Origin of the sequence: Bartonella sp. AC158YNML (genome assembly GCF_042196725.1) — a bacterium.
In the GTDB taxonomy this organism is placed as follows: Bacteria; Pseudomonadota; Alphaproteobacteria; order Rhizobiales; family Rhizobiaceae; genus Bartonella.
The window spans coordinates 158,455-175,538 of record NZ_JBHIQU010000002.1; the positions used below are offsets into that span (position 1 = coordinate 158,455).

13 protein-coding genes, 1 tRNA gene and 1 pseudogene are annotated in these 17,084 nt (G+C 36.3%); 8 read left to right on the top strand and 7 right to left on the bottom strand.

The window, feature by feature from the left end:
- Positions 1-249: 249 nt before the first annotated feature.
- A complete protein-coding gene (locus ACFIM1_RS01840) occupies positions 250-372 on the top strand; it encodes a hypothetical protein (RefSeq protein ID WP_375609105.1) in 123 nt (40 codons plus the stop codon).
- Between the two features lie 36 nt (positions 373-408).
- Positions 409-531 carry a hypothetical protein gene (locus tag ACFIM1_RS01845; protein ID WP_375609104.1) on the top strand — a complete coding sequence of 41 codons (123 nt, stop codon included), beginning with the start codon at positions 409-411 and terminating at the stop codon, positions 529-531.
- 8 nt (positions 532-539) lie between these two features.
- On the opposite strand, the gene ACFIM1_RS01850 is transcribed toward ACFIM1_RS01845, so the two are convergent.
- Entirely contained in the window at positions 540-842 is a 303-nt protein-coding gene (locus tag ACFIM1_RS01850; protein WP_375609103.1) for a hypothetical protein, read from the bottom strand.
- Between the two features lie 241 nt (positions 843-1,083).
- On the opposite strand from ACFIM1_RS01850, the gene ACFIM1_RS01855 reads away from it, so the two are divergent.
- From ACFIM1_RS01855 to ACFIM1_RS01865, 3 genes are read left to right on the top strand one after another with little or no spacing between them, the layout of a single operon-like run.
- Entirely contained in the window at positions 1,084-2,751 is a 1,668-nt protein-coding gene (locus ACFIM1_RS01855; protein WP_375609102.1) for a peptidase domain-containing ABC transporter, read from the top strand.
- Positions 2,741-4,066 carry an HlyD family type I secretion periplasmic adaptor subunit gene (locus tag ACFIM1_RS01860; RefSeq protein ID WP_375609101.1) on the top strand — a complete coding sequence of 442 codons (1,326 nt, stop codon included), beginning with the start codon at positions 2,741-2,743 and terminating at the stop codon, positions 4,064-4,066. The genes ACFIM1_RS01855 and ACFIM1_RS01860 overlap by 11 nt, the downstream gene beginning before the upstream one ends.
- Positions 4,066-4,530, top strand: a complete 465-nt coding sequence (locus ACFIM1_RS01865) for a toxin-activating lysine-acyltransferase (RefSeq protein WP_375607790.1) — start codon at positions 4,066-4,068, stop codon at positions 4,528-4,530. The genes ACFIM1_RS01860 and ACFIM1_RS01865 overlap by 1 nt, the downstream gene beginning before the upstream one ends.
- A gap of 225 nt (positions 4,531-4,755) precedes the next feature.
- On the opposite strand, the gene ACFIM1_RS01870 is transcribed toward ACFIM1_RS01865, so the two are convergent.
- Positions 4,756-4,830: transfer RNA gene (locus tag ACFIM1_RS01870), tRNA-Gln, on the bottom strand.
- Positions 4,831-5,705: 875 nt separating this feature from the next.
- Between ACFIM1_RS01870 and ACFIM1_RS01875 the strand changes: the two genes are divergently transcribed.
- Positions 5,706-6,308 carry a superoxide dismutase gene (locus tag ACFIM1_RS01875; protein WP_375606385.1) on the top strand — a complete coding sequence of 201 codons (603 nt, stop codon included), beginning with the start codon at positions 5,706-5,708 and terminating at the stop codon, positions 6,306-6,308.
- An 82-nt stretch (positions 6,309-6,390) separates the two neighbouring features.
- Here ACFIM1_RS01875 and ACFIM1_RS01880 read toward each other — a convergent pair whose 3' ends face one another.
- The gene (locus tag ACFIM1_RS01880; RefSeq protein WP_375609100.1) at positions 6,391-8,484 is read right to left on the bottom strand and encodes a S9 family peptidase; all 2,094 of its coding nucleotides are present in this window, start codon (positions 8,482-8,484) and stop codon (positions 6,391-6,393) included.
- A 763-nt stretch (positions 8,485-9,247) separates the two neighbouring features.
- Between ACFIM1_RS01880 and ACFIM1_RS01885 the strand changes: the two genes are divergently transcribed.
- The gene (locus ACFIM1_RS01885) at positions 9,248-9,685 is read left to right on the top strand and encodes a MucR family transcriptional regulator (RefSeq protein ID WP_375607792.1); all 438 of its coding nucleotides are present in this window, start codon (positions 9,248-9,250) and stop codon (positions 9,683-9,685) included.
- A 99-nt stretch (positions 9,686-9,784) separates the two neighbouring features.
- On the opposite strand, the gene ACFIM1_RS01890 is transcribed toward ACFIM1_RS01885, so the two are convergent.
- The gene (locus ACFIM1_RS01890; protein ID WP_375607835.1) at positions 9,785-10,195 is read right to left on the bottom strand and encodes a SufE family protein; all 411 of its coding nucleotides are present in this window, start codon (positions 10,193-10,195) and stop codon (positions 9,785-9,787) included.
- A 138-nt stretch (positions 10,196-10,333) separates the two neighbouring features.
- Positions 10,334-10,678 carry a DUF5330 domain-containing protein gene (locus ACFIM1_RS01895; RefSeq protein WP_375607793.1) on the bottom strand — a complete coding sequence of 115 codons (345 nt, stop codon included), beginning with the start codon at positions 10,676-10,678 and terminating at the stop codon, positions 10,334-10,336.
- Between the two features lie 1,017 nt (positions 10,679-11,695).
- On the opposite strand from ACFIM1_RS01895, the gene ACFIM1_RS01900 reads away from it, so the two are divergent.
- Complete coding sequence (locus ACFIM1_RS01900; protein ID WP_375607794.1) at positions 11,696-12,535, top strand: peptidoglycan-binding domain-containing protein; 840 nt, start codon at positions 11,696-11,698, stop codon at positions 12,533-12,535.
- A 139-nt stretch (positions 12,536-12,674) separates the two neighbouring features.
- Here the strand turns inward: ACFIM1_RS01900 and ACFIM1_RS01905 are convergent.
- Together ACFIM1_RS01905 and ppdK are read right to left on the bottom strand one after the other, a co-directional pair.
- A pseudogene (locus tag ACFIM1_RS01905) lies at positions 12,675-13,583 on the bottom strand (tyrosine-type recombinase/integrase); the annotation flags it as partial.
- Positions 13,584-14,256: 673 nt separating this feature from the next.
- Positions 14,257-16,923: a pyruvate, phosphate dikinase gene (ppdK, locus tag ACFIM1_RS01910; RefSeq protein ID WP_375609099.1), complete on the bottom strand. Its 2,667-nt coding sequence runs from the start codon at positions 16,921-16,923 to the stop codon at positions 14,257-14,259.
- Positions 16,924-17,084 lie beyond the last annotated feature (161 nt).

The window sequence follows — 17,084 nt, forward strand, 5'->3', positions numbered from 1 at the left end:
CCTTTAAATCTATTGTAAGAGAACATTAAAAATCCACATATAAACGTTGCCAATAAGGAGCCAGTAAAAGTATTCATAACAAAAAAATCCAAAATAAAATATCTATTATTACACACAAAAATATCCCTGAAATCAGTTTAGCCATAGCTTTAAAGTATGTTTACAATATCACTGATCTCAGAAATATCTTACTAGCTATTTTCTAAATAAATTAGAAACAATGTCCCTCCACTTTACGGATGACATTGATTGTACTTATCTATCAAACCGCTAACAGCTCCCATTACTCCGCCTGCGACTGCTTCTTCCGGACCACTTAATAAACCAATTAATGCTCCTGCGCCTCCCTTTATGGCTGCTGATTCGACATAATCGCCTGCCTCACAACTTGGATTCGGATGGCATTCATTGTACTTATCTATCAAACCGTTAGCAGCTCCTCCTAATCCGCCTGCTAGTGCTACTTCCGGACCCAATAATGCACCACTTGCTGCTCCTATGCCTCCGTGTATGGCAGCTGCTTCAACATAATCGCTTGTTTAACAACTTGGTGCCGTATAGCATTTATTGTATTTATCTACCACAGCGTCACCAACTCCTGCTAGTCCACCTCCTATTGCTCCATTGACAAAGCCAGAACCAACACCTCCCGGTCCAGAAAAAAGACCTCCAACTGCACCAGCAATACCTCCTATTAATTCTCCTACGATGCCAACTGCACCTGCTGCTTGGGAATGAGCACCTGCGCTACAATCATCTTCTTCTGGAAAAAGCCAACTTTTTGGATGTGAACTACTACTTGAATCATGCGATGAGCTTGAACTACCCTTTTTATTATCCATTATATATATTTAAAATACTGTATCGTAATGATGCAGTGAGAAATTATCTACTGCTTACTTTATAATAAGTAAATATAATTTGTATAAATAACAATAAAAATACTGTATAAATAATAAATACATTATGTTTATATTATATTCATACAAAATGTATATTTTGTTGAGTAATAATACTATTTACAATAATGTTAAAATATGCGGCATCCATCACTCTTTCTCTTAAACAAAATCATAAATTCAAATGAGTCATTCACAAGAAAAACCTGTAGCCTTCTCTTGGTTTACAAGAACAACAAAGAAATATATTTATTATGTCATCGAACTCAGTTGCGTTGCTGTTGTTTTGCGTTTGTTGGGCTTGGTAAATCCTTTTATTTTTCAAGCGATTATCGACCGTATTCTCCCTTTTCAGCGTATTGAAAGTCTCTATGCTATCGTTGTCTTGATGGTTGCTATCATGCTGTTTAGCGCAGCTCTTAGCACTCTTTCAGGTTACTTAGGTGCCTATTTAGCCAATCGGCTTACGTTAGAATTTGGACGGCGCATTTATACCCATCTTTTAAGTCTCTCTTTGCCCACTTTACGCCGTTGGCAAGTGGGAGAATTGTTTTCACGTATTGGAGAGGTTGATACAATTCGCGGTTTTTTAACAGGAACCATCACCACAACTGTGCTAAATGTTCTCTTTGCCATTATTTATATTGTTGCACTCTTTTCCATTAGTCCGAAACTGACCTTCATTGTCCTTATCATTTTACCTTTACAAATGGGTTCTTTAGCGTTGGTCGGTCCCTTCTTGCGCCGCCAATTACGCCGTTCTTTCACTCTGCAAGCTGTCCATAAATCGCGCCTTATTGAAAGTTTTACCAATCTTGAAGCCATTAAAGCACACGTAAAAGAAGCTGCTCATACGGTACGCATGCAAGAAACTCTAGCACGTAGTCTGGATCAAAGCCTTACAACCAGTAAATTGCATCTTCTCAATGGAGCCATGAGCCATATTTTTGGTGATCTTTTCACTATTTTTATTATCTTTTTTGGTGCTCAAGCAGTTCTTCAAAACCAGATTACGCTAGGGCAACTTATTGCCTTTCATCTTCTTGCAGGCAATGTTTCTGGTCCTATCTTAAGCCTTGCATCCCTATGGGAAGAATGGCAGCATTTGAAAATCTCTCGTCTTCGTTTGGGCGATATTCTTAACTCCCCTCCAGAATGGGAAGAAGAAAAGCCGCCTCTTCAACTCAGTGCTCCTCCTCATCTTGAAGCCAACGATCTCTGTTTTTCTTATGGAGATAAGTCCATTATCAATCATCTTGATATCTGTTTACAACCTGGGCAACCAATTATGTTACTTGGTCCTTCAGGGTGCGGAAAAACAACCTTGGCGAAGCTCCTTTGTGGACTCTACCCCCCAACAAGCGGAAAGATATTGATTAACGCCCAACCTTTACAGAATTTTGATGTCCGTAGCGTGCGTGAAACTATCGCGTATTTTCCTCAAAATCCTTGCCTTTTTTCCGGAACCATTCTTGAGAATATGCTTCTTGCAAAACCAGATGCCACTAAAGATGAAATTGACGCTGCACTATATATTAGTGCTTGCCATGATTTGATTGCTCAGTTGCCTCTAGGACTCCATACTCAAGTAGGAGAGCAAGGTGGTTTTTTATCAGGTGGTCAGCGCCAACGCTTGGCTTTGGCTTGTTTCTTTCTGATAAACCCAAGCCTTCTTATTTTGGATGAACCTACTTCCGCATTGGATGACGCTGTCAGTGCACAAATTGTTGAGCATTTATATAAACTTTCACAAGATCGTATTGTTCTTGTTATTACCCACAAAAGTGACCTCTTTCCTCAGCATGCAACCGTCTTAAACTTTACTGATTTGGAGGCAAAAAATGGCAGATAAAGCTCCCTATTTGCGCCCTTTGTCACCAACGCTTCATATGGTGGTTGCTGTTTTGATTGCTTTATTTCTCTTTATTGTGATCGGCAGCTTTATCGCAAAAACAGAGATTGTTGCACGGGGGCAAGGAAGTGTTATTCCCACCACCTATGTTCAGCTTGTCCAAGCGCAAAATACAGGACGCATTGAAAAAATCCTTGTAAAAGAAGGGCAATTTGTTCATCAAGGGGATCTCCTTATTCAATTAGATCCCCGTGAAGCCCTCAATGAGTGCGCACGTGTTCAAGCAGATATCGCGCAACAAACTCTTCAAGCACAAATCGCAACAGCTATTTTAACAGCTTTGCATGAAAGTGATCCTTTGGATAAAGATTTTGTGACCAAAGGGCTTGCCTATCTGCCAGCTCCTCCTTCTGGCAACACGACTGCAAGAATAGAAGGTGAAAAACTCATTAGCGCTACCCTTCAATCTCTCCAAGATAAATTAAGAGCGCTAAAAGCACAAGCGGACCGCGTCGAGCGCAGCGGTGCAACACAACATGCGCAATTAGATAGGTTGGAAGATGATCGTCAATTAAGCCAAGAAAAATTAAAAGCTGCAAAAAGCCTGATGGAAACAAAAGTCATTAGCCAAGCCGTTTACTTAGAGCGTTTACATGACTTTAAAAATGTCGAGCATGAAATTTTAACCAATCAAAGACGTTTGGAAGAAAATGCCGCCGAAATAAATACCCTCCGCCAACAACGGAAAAGTCTCATTTCCGATGAAATCGCCCGCTATCGGCAACTTTCGCGTGAAACAGAACTGAATCTTCAAGGATTAAAAGCAAAGCTTGATAGCACTCAATACCATCTTGACCACTTATCACTTTATGCACCTGTTGATGGACGTATCGATGATTTAAGTATCCATACTTTGGGCGGCTTTGTAGAGGCTGGTAAAACTCTCATGCGCATTGTCCCTGGTGCGGGCGGTCTCATTATTGAAGCATTTTTTGATAATCGAGATATTGGTTTTTTAGAAAAGGGCCAACGTGCTTACATCAAGTTTTCTGCCTTTCCGCCTGAACGTTTCGGTGTTATCCACGGCTCAGTCGTTAATGTAGGCGCTACAGCACGCTATAATAAAGAAATTAATGGTGTCTACGCTGTTTTAATCAAAATTGACCAAGATCATATCACTTTGAATAACAAACAATTTAAATTTATCCCTGGCATGACTGTAACAACGGATGTCATTACCTCAAAACGGCGTCTCATTTCTTATTTCTTTGAACCTATCACCAAAATTTTAGAACAGTCCCTAAAGGAAAGATAATGTCTGTAAATGAAAATCCATCACCATCACTCATAGATCCTCTTACGGCTTTGGGTGCCATGGTTGTTTTAATGCTTACATCTCCCTTATACCGCCGCTGGCGAATTTGGGATATAGACCGAAACTTAGGTCCAGCTTTACAGACTGGGCAATACAAGCTCTATAAAAATGAACGTGGAGAATTTTGCGCCTTTATCACCTGGGCTTTTTTAGATGAGAAAAATCATCAATCTATGCTTGAAAAGGGAGAATTTTTACCCGATGCCAATTGGCAAAATGGAAAATACGTATGGTTTATTGATTGTGTAGCACCTTATGGCCATACTGCTCATATTGTACGTGATATGCAACGAAATATATTTCCTGATCAGCGTTATTGTTATGCTGTACGACGTAATGAAGATGGTGGAATAAGAAAAATCGCACGCTGGTGTTGTTATAGAGCGCAAAATCCAGCCAAATAGTTTTTCTAAAGCAAGTGCGCATAAATCATTTAAGCCCCACTCTTATAAAGAAAAATCCCTAAAATAACTATTTTGACTATAGTTATAGTAAGAGCCACTCCGCTACAAACGCGTATTTCCCCTCTGACCAATCCGATATGAATGGCTAAAGATAATATAAGAGGTTTAATCCACTCTCAAGTCTATGATTTCTCAAGTTTATGATTGATTCATTTCACTAAAGGCTGGCTGGGGTACCTGGATTCGAACCAGGGAATGCCGGTACCAAAAACCGGTGCCTTACCGCTTGGCTATACCCCAAAAAAACACGCTTTATAGCGACTCCTGCACCTTATAGCGATTCCTGTGATTGGACGCAATATCTGAAAATCAAAGACCTTACTTTTTTATCATAAAATTTCTGAGTCTTGTATGGCATTGCCATCGATACAAATTCGTAGCAGAAACTGATATACAATTGTGATTTTAACATAAGTAGCAACCATTTATCCACCAATTATTTTGCTCTTTGTATTGAGGTCTTAGGAACAGAACATGAAAATCTTTCAGTTTACTCATGTATCTAATAAATTTGCATATGATTTACTTTTCTTGATATATTAAAATCTCATCTTGCTCAATTTAAGAAAAAAGCTGTCACCACATTGGCAACCGGTAAGTGTATGATAGTGTTGCTGTGCTCTTGCATTAAGCATAAAGATGGTAATGTCCACTAATTTTTACATTATATTATTCATGGGTAGCACCATAAAATAAAATCAAGCACATTGAAAAATATTTCCTAAAAAATAACACTTAATATTCTGTTGAAAACATTATGATACACCAATAAACTGGAAGAGTTTTGCAAAAATTAAAAACATTTTATATGGTATTTGAAAAAATAGATATACAAAAACAAGGAATAATAGCTATTTCCATTTACTTTTTATTCAAAAGATAATGATATTCATTACCCGCTCATAGATGTAAAAAATCTTCAGAAGCAATCTTTATGTAGACCAATACCCTTTTTGATTGATGAATATACATTTCCTAAAAGCTTCTTTTACAAAAAGAGAGACATTAAAACTATTTCATACAAACTAGGTATTCAACATTTGCTTTTAAATTCGGTAAATGGCAAATTAGGCTTATGAAATAAGCTTAACAATTAGAATCGAGGAGATTTTTAAATGGCTTTTGAATTGCCCCCGTTGCCTTATGATTACGATGCCCTTTCGCCTTATATGTCACGCGAAACGCTTGAATATCATCATGATAAGCATCACCTTGCTTATCTTACCAACACCAATAATTTTGTGAAAGAGTTAGGCTTAGAAAATGAAAGCCTTGAAGATATTGTTAAAAAAAGTTTTGGAAAAAATATTGGTTTGTTTAATAATGCAGCGCAGTATTACAATCATAACCACTTTTGGCTTTGGATGAAAAAAAATGGTGGTGGCCAAAAACTTCCTGAAAAGTTAGCAAAAGCTATTGACGCTGATCTAGGTGGTTATGACAAATTCCGCGCTGATTTTATTGCTGCTGCTAGTGCCCAATTTGGTTCTGGATGGACGTGGGTTGCTGTTAAAGATGGCAAGCTTGAAATTATGAAAACCCCTAATGGTGAAAATCCCTTAGTGCACAATGCTCGCCCTATTTTGGGTGTCGATGTGTGGGAACATTCCTATTACATTGATTATCGCAATGCTCGACCGAAGTACCTCGAATCCTTTGTAGACCATTTAATTAATTGGGACTATGTTTTAGAACTTTATGAAGAATGTGAATTTTAAACTATCTAGATAACTTTTTAGTGTATGAAAGTCTCTATAATCCAATAAATTATCGGAGACTTTCATACAGAAGTATTATGGATTAGCAAAAGTCTTTTCCTGCTATCTTTAGAATATATGCATAGATATAGGCAACTTCTTCTAGCTTTGAAAAACGTCCAGCTGCACCAGCGTGCCCTGAATCCATATTAATACGTAATAAAACTGCATTATCGTCTGTTTTTAGGTCTCGTAATTTTGCCACCCATTTTGCAGGCTCCCAGTAAGTTACACGAGGATCTGTTAATCCTGCCATCACAAGTATAGGGGGATAGTTTTGAGCTTTGACATTATCGTAAGGGGAATAGGAAGCAATAAGCTTATAATCTTCTTCTGATTCAAGAGGGTTCCCCCATTCGCCCCATTCTGGAGGTGTGAGTGGCAATGAAGCATCTAACATTGTCGCTAAGACATCAACAAAAGGCACATTCGCTACGATCCCAGCAAAATCCTGGGGAGCTATATTGGCAATGGCTCCCATCAACATCCCCCCTGCTGAACCACCATGGGCAATCAGCCGGTCGTGAGAAGTGAATTTATTGTTTACAAGGTAACGCCCACAAGCAATAAAATCTGTAAATGTATTGTGCTTAAAGAGATGTTTTCCTTTCTCATACCACTCTACTCCCTTTTCTTTTCCTCCGCGAATATGAGCAATAGCGTAAATAAAACCTCTGTTTACTAGAGAAAGTACATTACTATTGAAACTGGCAGGAATAGAAATCCCATAAGCACCATAACCGTAAAGCAGACAAGGCGCACCACCATCAAGGGGAGTGTTTTTGTGGTAAAAAAGTGAAATAGGAATCTTCTCACCATCGTCTGCTATTGCTATAATCCGTCGTGTTACATATGCATCTTTATTATGCCCAGAGGGAATTATTTGCGTTTTTAAAAGCATTCGTTTACAACTTTTCATCTCATAATCAAACACTTGATCAGGTGTTGTCATAGACGAATAGGAAAAACGAATAGTTGGACTGTTATATTCTGCAACTCCTTGCAGACCTAAAGAATAAGCCTCTTCAGTAAAAGCGATGGAATTAACTTGTTTAGTGGTACGTTCCATTACTTTTATACGTGGAAGCCCCTCAAAACGTTCGATCCAGACAAGAAAATCTTGATAAGCATCATGGGATAATATTAGGCACCCAAGCTGATGTGGGACAAACTCAGACCAATTTTCTGATTGTGGAGATGTATATGGCGCTACCATAATTTTGAAATCTTTTGCATTATCTAAATTGGTTAGAATATAAAAGACATCACCACCCTCTGTAAGTGAATATTCAATACCTTGTTGTCGTTTCCGTACACATTGGGGAACAGTAAAAGGCGCCTCAGCAGGAATTAGCCAGATCTCGGATGTTTCATGATCATGAATATTAATATAAATAACATCATTAAGCTTAGAACCGCTTACATCTAAGAAAAAACCTGGATTGTCTTCACGAAAAATAAGCTTATCTTGTGATTGATCTGTGTTTAATTGGTGATAATAGAGCTCTGAAGGTCGGTGGTTTTTATCCATCTTAGTATAGAAAAAACCTTCAGACCTAGCATCCCATACAATTTGACCAGATGTATCAGTAATTGTGTCCGTACAGTCAGACAATGTCTCAAAATTACGAATTTTAGCTGTATAGAATTCTGATCCTTTGTCATCATAGGTCCATACCACATGTGTATGGTCAGGAGATTCTTGAACTGAACCAAATTTAAAATATTCTTTGCCTTCTGCCAAGACATCACCATTAAGGTACACGTTTTTTTCTCCGCCATTCCTTGGTGTCCGAAAATAATGTGGCTGTTGGCCTCCGGTAACATAAGAGAATCCGTAAGCAAAAGGACCATGTTTTATAGGAACAGAACTATCATTCTCTTGGATCCTGTTTTTCATTTCTGTAAAAAGCAAATCTCGTAATGGTTTTGTATCAGCCATTTGAGCTGATTGATAAGCATTTTCTTTTTCAAGATGCTGTCGAATATTGGGGTCAAGACAGTTAGGATCTTTAAAAACATCTTGCCAGTTAGACGCACGTAGCCAATGATAGGGATCATCACGAAAAATACCATGATATATTTCCTTATGAGTGATTCTAGATGCTTTGGGAGGAATTGCAAAAGTGCGAGTCATACACAATCCTATATTAAAATATGTTAATAGCTTCAGTTATATGTTAGAATCATACTTATTTATGCAAGTGTAAAAATCTATAAGTCCTACTCACTTGCAAAAATAGTGCTATGATAATTTTACAATTAATATCCTTCTATTCATTACATATCACTGCTATTGTTTTCTAGGAATATAATACCATTTTATAATAAAAGAGGTTGGTAAGGTAATTATGCTATAAAAAGAAGAAGTTGATTTTTAAAAAACAGTATAACTGAACACTTTTATAGAAAGATATATATATAAAGATTTTTCATTATATTATGAAATAATAAAAAATATTCCACGCCATTTTAATGAAATAATTTTATATTGTAATATTAATAATTTTTATTTTTAAAATTTAATAACTTATAAATTAAAATAATTATTTATATGGTGTATTTTTATAGTTAACAATTTTATTTTTATTTTCTAAATAAATAATAAATTTTATCCTATATTTTTTTATATTTGTGATATATTAGCTATTATGTAGGATATGTTATAGAATAAAACTATCTTCTAGCATGTAAGGGGGGTGTTTTTCTTATTGTATATTATGACGAAAAAGAGGTATTTATTTGATTTTTTTGTGTTTTGGCAATTTTATAGAATAATTTAATTGACAAAAAAGATTTTTGTACAATATGAAACCCATGTGCATGAGATCTTTATATTATGAGTATATGCACTATATCTCGATTTTGAATTACTCGATTTTAAATTAAAGGAAACAAGAATGGAACATCGTCCAGTCTTAGAGACTGAAAGCAATTTAGTTATTACATTGGTTGCTGATATTGTTGCTGCCTACGTGAGTAATAATTCTATTCGACCGACTGAAGTGCCAAGTTTAATTGCTGATGTCCATGCTGCTTTTCGTAAAGCAGGAAATCTAGAGCTAGCAGAAGTTGAAATTGAAAAACAGAGGCCTGCTGTTAATCCAAAGCGTTCAGTATTTCCTGATTATCTCATTTGCCTTGAGGATGGAAAGAAATTTAAATCTTTAAAGCGTCATCTCATGACACATTATGGAATGCTGCCAGAGGAATATCGTGAAAAGTGGCAATTGGACAGTTCTTATCCTATGGTAGCGCCTAATTATGCAAAAACACGATCAGCTTTAGCCAAAGAAATGGGTCTTGGACGTAAAAGCAAGCGAAAAAAAACTAAATAATCATATTTTGCAAAAAAATAGTTTCGTGTGTAAATTTGATTTTTAGTATACATGTTTCCTGTGAAGCCTTGGTATGTATAGCCCTTTCTAAAGGAGAGGTTATATATAACTTTCGTTACGAATCCGTTTGATCATTGATTTCAGACCATTTGATCGTTGTGGTGTAAGATTTTCATTTAAACCAAGTTTTTCAAAAAGTCCGTGAGCATCAGAATTGCGAATTTCAGAAGCTTTTTTTCCTGAATAAAAAGCAAGAAGAATGTAAATGAGTCCACGCACAATATGGGCATCGGAATCACCTTGAAACGTTAATATTGGATCTTCTGAATTATTACGTGAAGATAAAAGCCACACTTGGCTAACACAACCACGAACTTTGTGGGCATCATTTCGAGCATTTTCCGGAAAAGGTGGAAGTTCGTAACCAAGCTCAATTACATAACGATAACGATCTTCCCAATTATCTAGAAGCGAAAAGTTTTCTATAATATTATCGATTGTTTCCGCCATCATCTTAATCCTGTTTCATTTTAATCATCATATTAAATACACTTATTGGATAGATAAATATTTATTATCCTAATACAAATAACATGAGGAACGTTAAAATTTCTTATTTCAAGATAACATTGTATGGTTGTGTAAGAATTATTTTACTTCCATTTTGCGAGAAACGTTTGGGGAAGGCTCTGTATTATTTTTGTTGCCTAATATGTGCCCAAAATACTCATAAGCAGCTCTTGCACCGTAATATGCGCGTTCTCCAAGTAAACTTAAAAAGGACTTTCCTACTTTGCAGGCTTCTATATTACGGTCACAAAATGTTCCTAGGTCATTTAAAGATTCCTTAAAAGCAATAATTACATCGCTCGTTGTTGTTTCATTATTTTGGGGGCTAGAAGAATGATTATTGCTTGGATTGGCTACAAAAAATGAAATAATGACAAAAACAAAAAACAAAAAAAATGATAATTTAATTAAAAAACGTATCATGAGCAATCAATGTACCGCAGTTGTAAATACAATAAAAGGAGCTTTTTATACGCTGCTTCTTTATAAAAAATTGATACAATGAGCTTTTTATAAAAAATAGAGTATTCATTTATTAGATCTATATCATTGGCTATCTTATAAATATGATACAACGCAGCTGTATAAAAGTGAGATGCATAATCATAATAGTGCATAATGATTGGAAGTGTACAACGCGCATTTGCAACTTTCTATTCCCCAAAAAATGTATCTATAGGATAAAGATTAAACGGATAGTTCAATCTCTTTCCCATTTGTATACATATTTATCTTAAATAATAATTCATCACTCTAAACTTAGCTGAAAAAGCTAAATAGAGTCCAACTCTGTTATTTTGACTCTATCATCTATAAAATTTTTATTAGCATATCATAAACATGATCAACATTCGATCAAAATATTAAACAATAGATGCATCTCTTATAACTCCATCTCAAGGCAAGTTTTTTCTATAACATTGTAAACATCAATTTAATTGATACGAAGGTGTTTACCCTAAAATATAATAACATTAAGAGACTATTATTCTCACCAAACCATTTACGGAAAAGTAACTCTATATATGTAAATTGTAAAGAATATAATGACTGTCATTTTTCTAACGTTATAGGAAAATATTCTTAACTTGATTTTAAATAATTAAGCAAACATATGCGCCAAAAATGAAGAATAACGTGATATTATTATTGAGATGATTATATGTGATAATGCAGTTTGCAAACACTAAAATGGTCTTGAACGTTAATCATTTGATGTTCTCTTTATACGTATTAAAGATTTGTAAAATCTGAAATTGATGAAAGTTGATAAGAGCTCTTGTTGATTGATCAACTTATAAATTGATAGAATTAATCAATTCATTTGAGGAGTTTGAAAGGAAAAAACAATAATGTAAAGGCATTTTTCTTTAGCAAAAAGTAAGAATTAATTTACATTCGTTTCTTTATGAAGAATAAACCCAACTGAAAATAAAAATAATGACAACAAAACGAAAGAAGTCACGAAAAAAAACTGTAAAACACCGTAAATACTATAGTAGTATGGTTATCACACTACTTCTTATAATTTTTCATTTTATTTTTTGGAGTGTAAAAAGTATTTATTTTTATACGCGAAAAAATACTTTATTTTTTATTGGATCTGTTCTTTTTACCATTAGTTTTTTATTTGTTTCATTTAATGCTTTATTTTCGCAAATGACAACGCATCAAGATATTTTAACTCAAATGAAGTTTTCCTCCGCTCAAAGTATAGGGAAGAGCACTACTTTATCCGAAAAAGAAGTAAGATCACAAGAACTCTCTCGTGTGACTTCTCTACATTCTCAAAGTCATCACTACACAAATTTACCTTTCGCCCCTCAATCAGCAAGTATACTGGAAAAGCAAAAAGAACTCGCAAAATTAGGACTTTATGATGGACCTTTAGATGGACTGGAAGGACCTAAAACACGCCGTGCCATCACTCTATGGAAACAACAAACTGCTCAGAAAATGCAAAACAATGTTTTACCTCATCCTACAACAGATGAAATTGCGCTATTAATTAAGCAGAGCGAAATAGAAATGGAAAATAAAACAAAAAGAAATATAACACACTCAAAAGAAGCTGTTTTAGAGCCTTCTGTTGAAGATATTATACGGGTACAAAAAGCTTTACATATTTTTGGTCATGAGGAGGTTATTGTCACAGGAATAGAAGATCAAAAGACGATAGAAGCCTTAAAACAGTTTCAAAAAATGTTTGATCTTCCTGTAACTGGTAAAATTAATCATACAATTTTAATAAAAATGCGTGAAATTGGTTTATTAAATTGAAGATAATCATCAACATTATAAAACAATCTCTTGATTTATAATGATAATTTTCTTGTTGAATACCCTCTCCGAATACAAAAAATTTCCTTCATCTCAAGCCCTCTTATACTCAATCAATCAGAATGGTTTTCTTACATATTACATATTGAGCCATACAATTTATGGCAAGGGGATCGAGGCTTCTAGCAGAAAAAAGAAATCATTGCGAGAAAACAAACGCGTTTATTTTAAAATTTCCAATGCTTCAGATGATAAGGACACGCGAAATTCTATTGTAGCATCACGCCTTCCTTTTATATTCTCGAGCCAAGAATTATCCAGATATTCCCATCAATCTGATCTTCACATAACGCAAAGAATTCGTGCATCTGTAAGAATAAGCAAACGCTAAGCCAAATTGTATCATTGTTATCGTTTGACTGAGTATCTAGACAAAAGACGGAAACCTCTTTCCAATCCATTGCTGGTCTATTTTGCATTTTATGGAGTTGTTTTTCTCAGAAAATATGTGCTTTTGTTGTTGCCTGTAAATCAACATCAAAACCTAACGCTGCAGTATGTTTGAAACAAATATTAAGGTGGTTCAGTGCTTTTTCTGCTGTTGCAGCTTTTGGTATGCCAGATGGGAGAAAAGGTATTGCGTATCTCTGTTTGCCTAATCTCTGAAACGAGGAGGCAGCCTAATTTGGGGAGAATATGAAGTTTTAAAAATAGAAACCACTTCTCACCTTTACCATTTTCTCTTAATTTTGCTTTACGTCTTTCAAAAGCATCTAAAGCAATGTTCTTTTAGATAATGGAGATGACGCATTGCTTCACGCTTTTTTTCTCACTTTCTTTAATGAAGTCACGTCCCTTCATGTAAAACAGAACGCCCCAAACCAAATATACTTGAGTTGCACATTCACGTGCTTTCTTTAAAGAAACAACTCTCAAGGCATCCAAACCTATTTCACAATGATATGCGTGAATGGTATAAATAATAAACCCACTGTGCGCTACCATCTTGACGCTTGAGCAAACCCGCACCATCCACTTTGCCTCTAATGTTGCTCCAACTCTTGGCACTTGAGACAGTTCATTATAGGCATTGTTTAGTCTTTTCTTTAATGTTTTCCCCGCATACATCGATATTCCTTATGTGAAAGCGAATGATTTTGACTGATCCAGCATGGAATAAATTTGAAATGAGAGAATCTTATGATATTCAAAGCTCTCATTCAAGATGAGAAATTAAATTTATTATTATAAATCAATTCTTTGTATAATTATGATATTCCTTCATAAATGTAAAAGATGGTAGCGCACAGTGGATTTTATAAACTCTGAGGGTATAAACTTACGAGAAACTTTACGTAATTCCATTCCACGAATACCAATATGAAATGAGTTTTGCACTGAGAAATGTTTCTTCAAAACAACAGATGAATGTGCAAAACAAATGCATTTGTTTTGAGTGCTCTGTTTTGCGTGAAGAGAGTTCATAACCCTATTAAAAAGAAAACGTTTAAATTAACTGCACACAATAACACGCTGCTCTCTATCAAAGAGGAAGCCCCTCAATACTTGAAAGTGTATTAATAATACATCTTTGTCTATCATGCTTTATATTTTCTCTCATAAACCTCTAAAAAAACACTTTTTCGCGTAACACAACTTATCGTGCATTTTAGAAGCATTTTTATTCCCTTTATTAAAGAAAATAAAAAAATATTAACCCATTACATCCTTTTTGCTATTGCGGCCTGAGCTGCTGCTAAACGAGCAATTGGTACTCGAAAAGGAGAACACGAAACATAATCTAGGTTATTTTCTTCACATAAAGCAATAGAGGCAGGATCGCCTCCATGTTCACCGCAAATTCCCAATTTTATTTTTGCACGCTTTGAGCGTCCACGCTGTGCAGCAATGGTAATAAGTTCCCCTACTCCATCACGGTCAATAGATACGAAAGGATCTTGCTCTAGAAGACCTTTTTGAAAATAGGTTGCCAAAAAAGGAGCAGCATCATCACGGGAAATCCCAAAAGTAGTTTGTGTCAAATCGTTTGTTCCAAATGAAAAAAATTCAGCAGTTTCAGCAATTTCATCTGCTCGAAGCGCTGCCCTTGGAAGTTCAATCATCGTCCCAACCATATATTGAATAGTACCTCCCTTTTCTTTCATCACTTCCTCAGCAACCTGATCAATACGCGCTTTTACAAAATCGAGTTCAGATTTAAGCGCAACCAATGGCACCATAATTTCAAGCATAACAGGAGATCCAGATTTTTGGGCAGCTTCTGCTGCTGCTTCAAAAATCGCCCGCGCTTGCATTTCTGCAATTTCAGGATAAGTAATAGCTAAACGGCATCCTCGTAATCCAAGCATAGGATTAAATTCGTGTAACTGCTGAGCACGTTCAGCCAGCACTTCAGCAGAAACCCCCATAGCTGTTGCAACATCAAGAATTTCTGCTTTCGTTTTAGGCAAAAACTCATGGAGTGGCGGATCTAACAAACGAATGGTAACAGGTAAACCACACATAATTTCAAATAATTCACTAAAATCTGAACGCTGCATTGGCAAAAGCTTATCTAGTGCTTTACGACGACCATTTTCATCATGACTTAAAATCATTTCACGCATGGCAACAATACGTTCTCCAGAAAAAAACATATGCTCCGTACGGCAAAGACCAATACCTTCAGCCCCGAAAGAACGCCCCATACGGGCATCAGACGGTGTCTCAGCATTGGCGCGAACTCTTATACGTCGCATCCCATCAGCCCATTCCATTAATTTTGCAAAGTCTCCGCAAAGCTTAGGCTGCAACATTGCAACTTTCCCTTTGAAAATTTCCCCACTTCCACCATCAATCGTGATAACATCGCCTTTTTTAAAGCTTTCTCCTGAAGCAAATAGCGTATTTGTATTATAATCAATCCGCACACTACCAGCACCAGAAATACATGGTTTTCCCATTCCCCGCGCAACAACAGCAGCGTGACTTGTCATGCCGCCACGCGTTGTTAAAATTCCTTCTGCAGCATGCATACCATGAATATCTTCTGGGCTTGTTTCCACACGGACCAAAATAACTTTTCGCCCTTCTGCTGACACAGTTTCTGCCTCTTCCGAAGTAAAAACAATTTCACCGGTTGCTGCTCCAGGAGAAGCAGGTAAACCACGTCCTATAACAAAACGCTCTGCTTTGGGATCAAGTGTTGGATGTAAAAGTTGGTCAAGTGACTTTGCATCAATACGCATTACCGCTTCTTCACGGCTTATTAACCCCTCCTCAACCATTTCAATTGCCATCTTGAGAGCTGCACGAGCCGTACGTTTTCCCGAACGAGTCTGCAGCATCCATAATTTACCTTTTTCAATGGTAAATTCGAGATCTTGCATATCCCGATAATGCTGCTCAAGCTTCTGCGCGATCTGACATAACTTCAAAAAAGCCTCAGGCATAATTTTTTCTAAAGACGGCTTATTTGAACCAGCAACAATACGCGCATTTTCTGTAATATTTTGAGGCGTTCGAATACCCGCCACAACATCCTCTCCTTGCGCATTAACTAAAAATTCACCGTAAAGTTCTTTTTTTCCTGTCGATGGATTGCGTGTAAAAGCAACACCTGTTGCCGAATCTTCACCCATGTTGCCGAAAACCATAGCTTGCACATTAACTGCCGTTCCCCAACTTTCAGGAATGCTATGTAAACGACGATAAGTGACTGCGCGTGCTGTCATCCAACTTGAAAAAACGGCTCCAATTGCCCCCCATAATTGCTGTTCAGGATCTTGTGGAAAAGGAATTCCTAATTTTTCTTCAATATATGCTTTATAAGAAGCAATAACATGTTTCCAATCATCTGCTGTCATTTCTGTATCAATAGTGTAACCATTGCGTTCTTTTACCTCATCAAGAATCTCTTCAAAATAAGAATGGTCTACCCCCAAAACAACGTTAGAATACATTTGGATAAAACGCCGATAACTATCATAAGCAAACCGTTCATTATTAGCTTGTAAAGCAATAGCTTTTACAGTCTTATCATTCATGCCAAGGTTAAGCACTGTATCCATCATTCCTGGCATAGAAGCCCTAGCCCCTGAACGAACAGAAAGCAAAAGTGGTCTTTGCTCATTACCAAATTCACGTCCTGTTTGTTCACCAACGCGTCTTAATGCTTGCTTAACAGATTCCTGTAGCTCTTCTGGGTATGATTTGTCATGTGCGTAATAAAAATTACAAACTTCTGTTGTCAGAGTAAATCCTGGCGGTACGGGCAAACCAAGACTACTCATTTCTGCTAAATTAGCCCCTTTACCTCCGAGAAGATTACGCTCGCTTGCACTTCCTTCTGCGTTTCCATCTCCAAAACTATAAACCCATTTTTTCATTGTACAAATCCTCCCATATCAGCATCAAAACACCATTCAACCTAGGCTTAACTTAAATGATTCAAAATCGGCGAAATAAAAAAGATCGCTTCATAAATGCATAATACCTAACCTTCTTAAACGAGATAATGACCACATCACCATCTATCTTCTAGAAGATT

Excerpts from the sequence above, each read along its gene's own strand:
- ACFIM1_RS01865 (WP_375607790.1), top strand. The coding sequence starts at position 4,066 with ATGTCTGTAAATGAAAATCCATCACCATCACTCATAGATCCTCTTACG.
- ACFIM1_RS01900 (WP_375607794.1), top strand. The coding sequence starts at position 11,696 with ATGACAACAAAACGAAAGAAGTCACGAAAAAAAACTGTAAAACACCGT.
- ACFIM1_RS01860 (WP_375609101.1), top strand. The coding sequence starts at position 2,741 with ATGGCAGATAAAGCTCCCTATTTGCGCCCTTTGTCACCAACGCTTCAT.
- ppdK (WP_375609099.1), bottom strand. The coding sequence starts at position 16,923 with ATGAAAAAATGGGTTTATAGTTTTGGAGATGGAAACGCAGAAGGAAGT.
- ACFIM1_RS01880 (WP_375609100.1), bottom strand. The coding sequence starts at position 8,484 with ATGACTCGCACTTTTGCAATTCCTCCCAAAGCATCTAGAATCACTCAT.
- ACFIM1_RS01890 (WP_375607835.1), bottom strand. The coding sequence starts at position 10,195 with ATGGCGGAAACAATCGATAATATTATAGAAAACTTTTCGCTTCTAGAT.
- ACFIM1_RS01850 (WP_375609103.1), bottom strand. The coding sequence starts at position 842 with ATGGATAATAAAAAGGGTAGTTCAAGCTCATCGCATGATTCAAGTAGT.
- ACFIM1_RS01895 (WP_375607793.1), bottom strand. The coding sequence starts at position 10,678 with ATGATACGTTTTTTAATTAAATTATCATTTTTTTTGTTTTTTGTTTTT.
- ACFIM1_RS01855 (WP_375609102.1), top strand. The coding sequence starts at position 1,084 with ATGAGTCATTCACAAGAAAAACCTGTAGCCTTCTCTTGGTTTACAAGA.
- ACFIM1_RS01885 (WP_375607792.1), top strand. The coding sequence starts at position 9,248 with ATGGAACATCGTCCAGTCTTAGAGACTGAAAGCAATTTAGTTATTACA.
- ACFIM1_RS01875 (WP_375606385.1), top strand. The coding sequence starts at position 5,706 with ATGGCTTTTGAATTGCCCCCGTTGCCTTATGATTACGATGCCCTTTCG.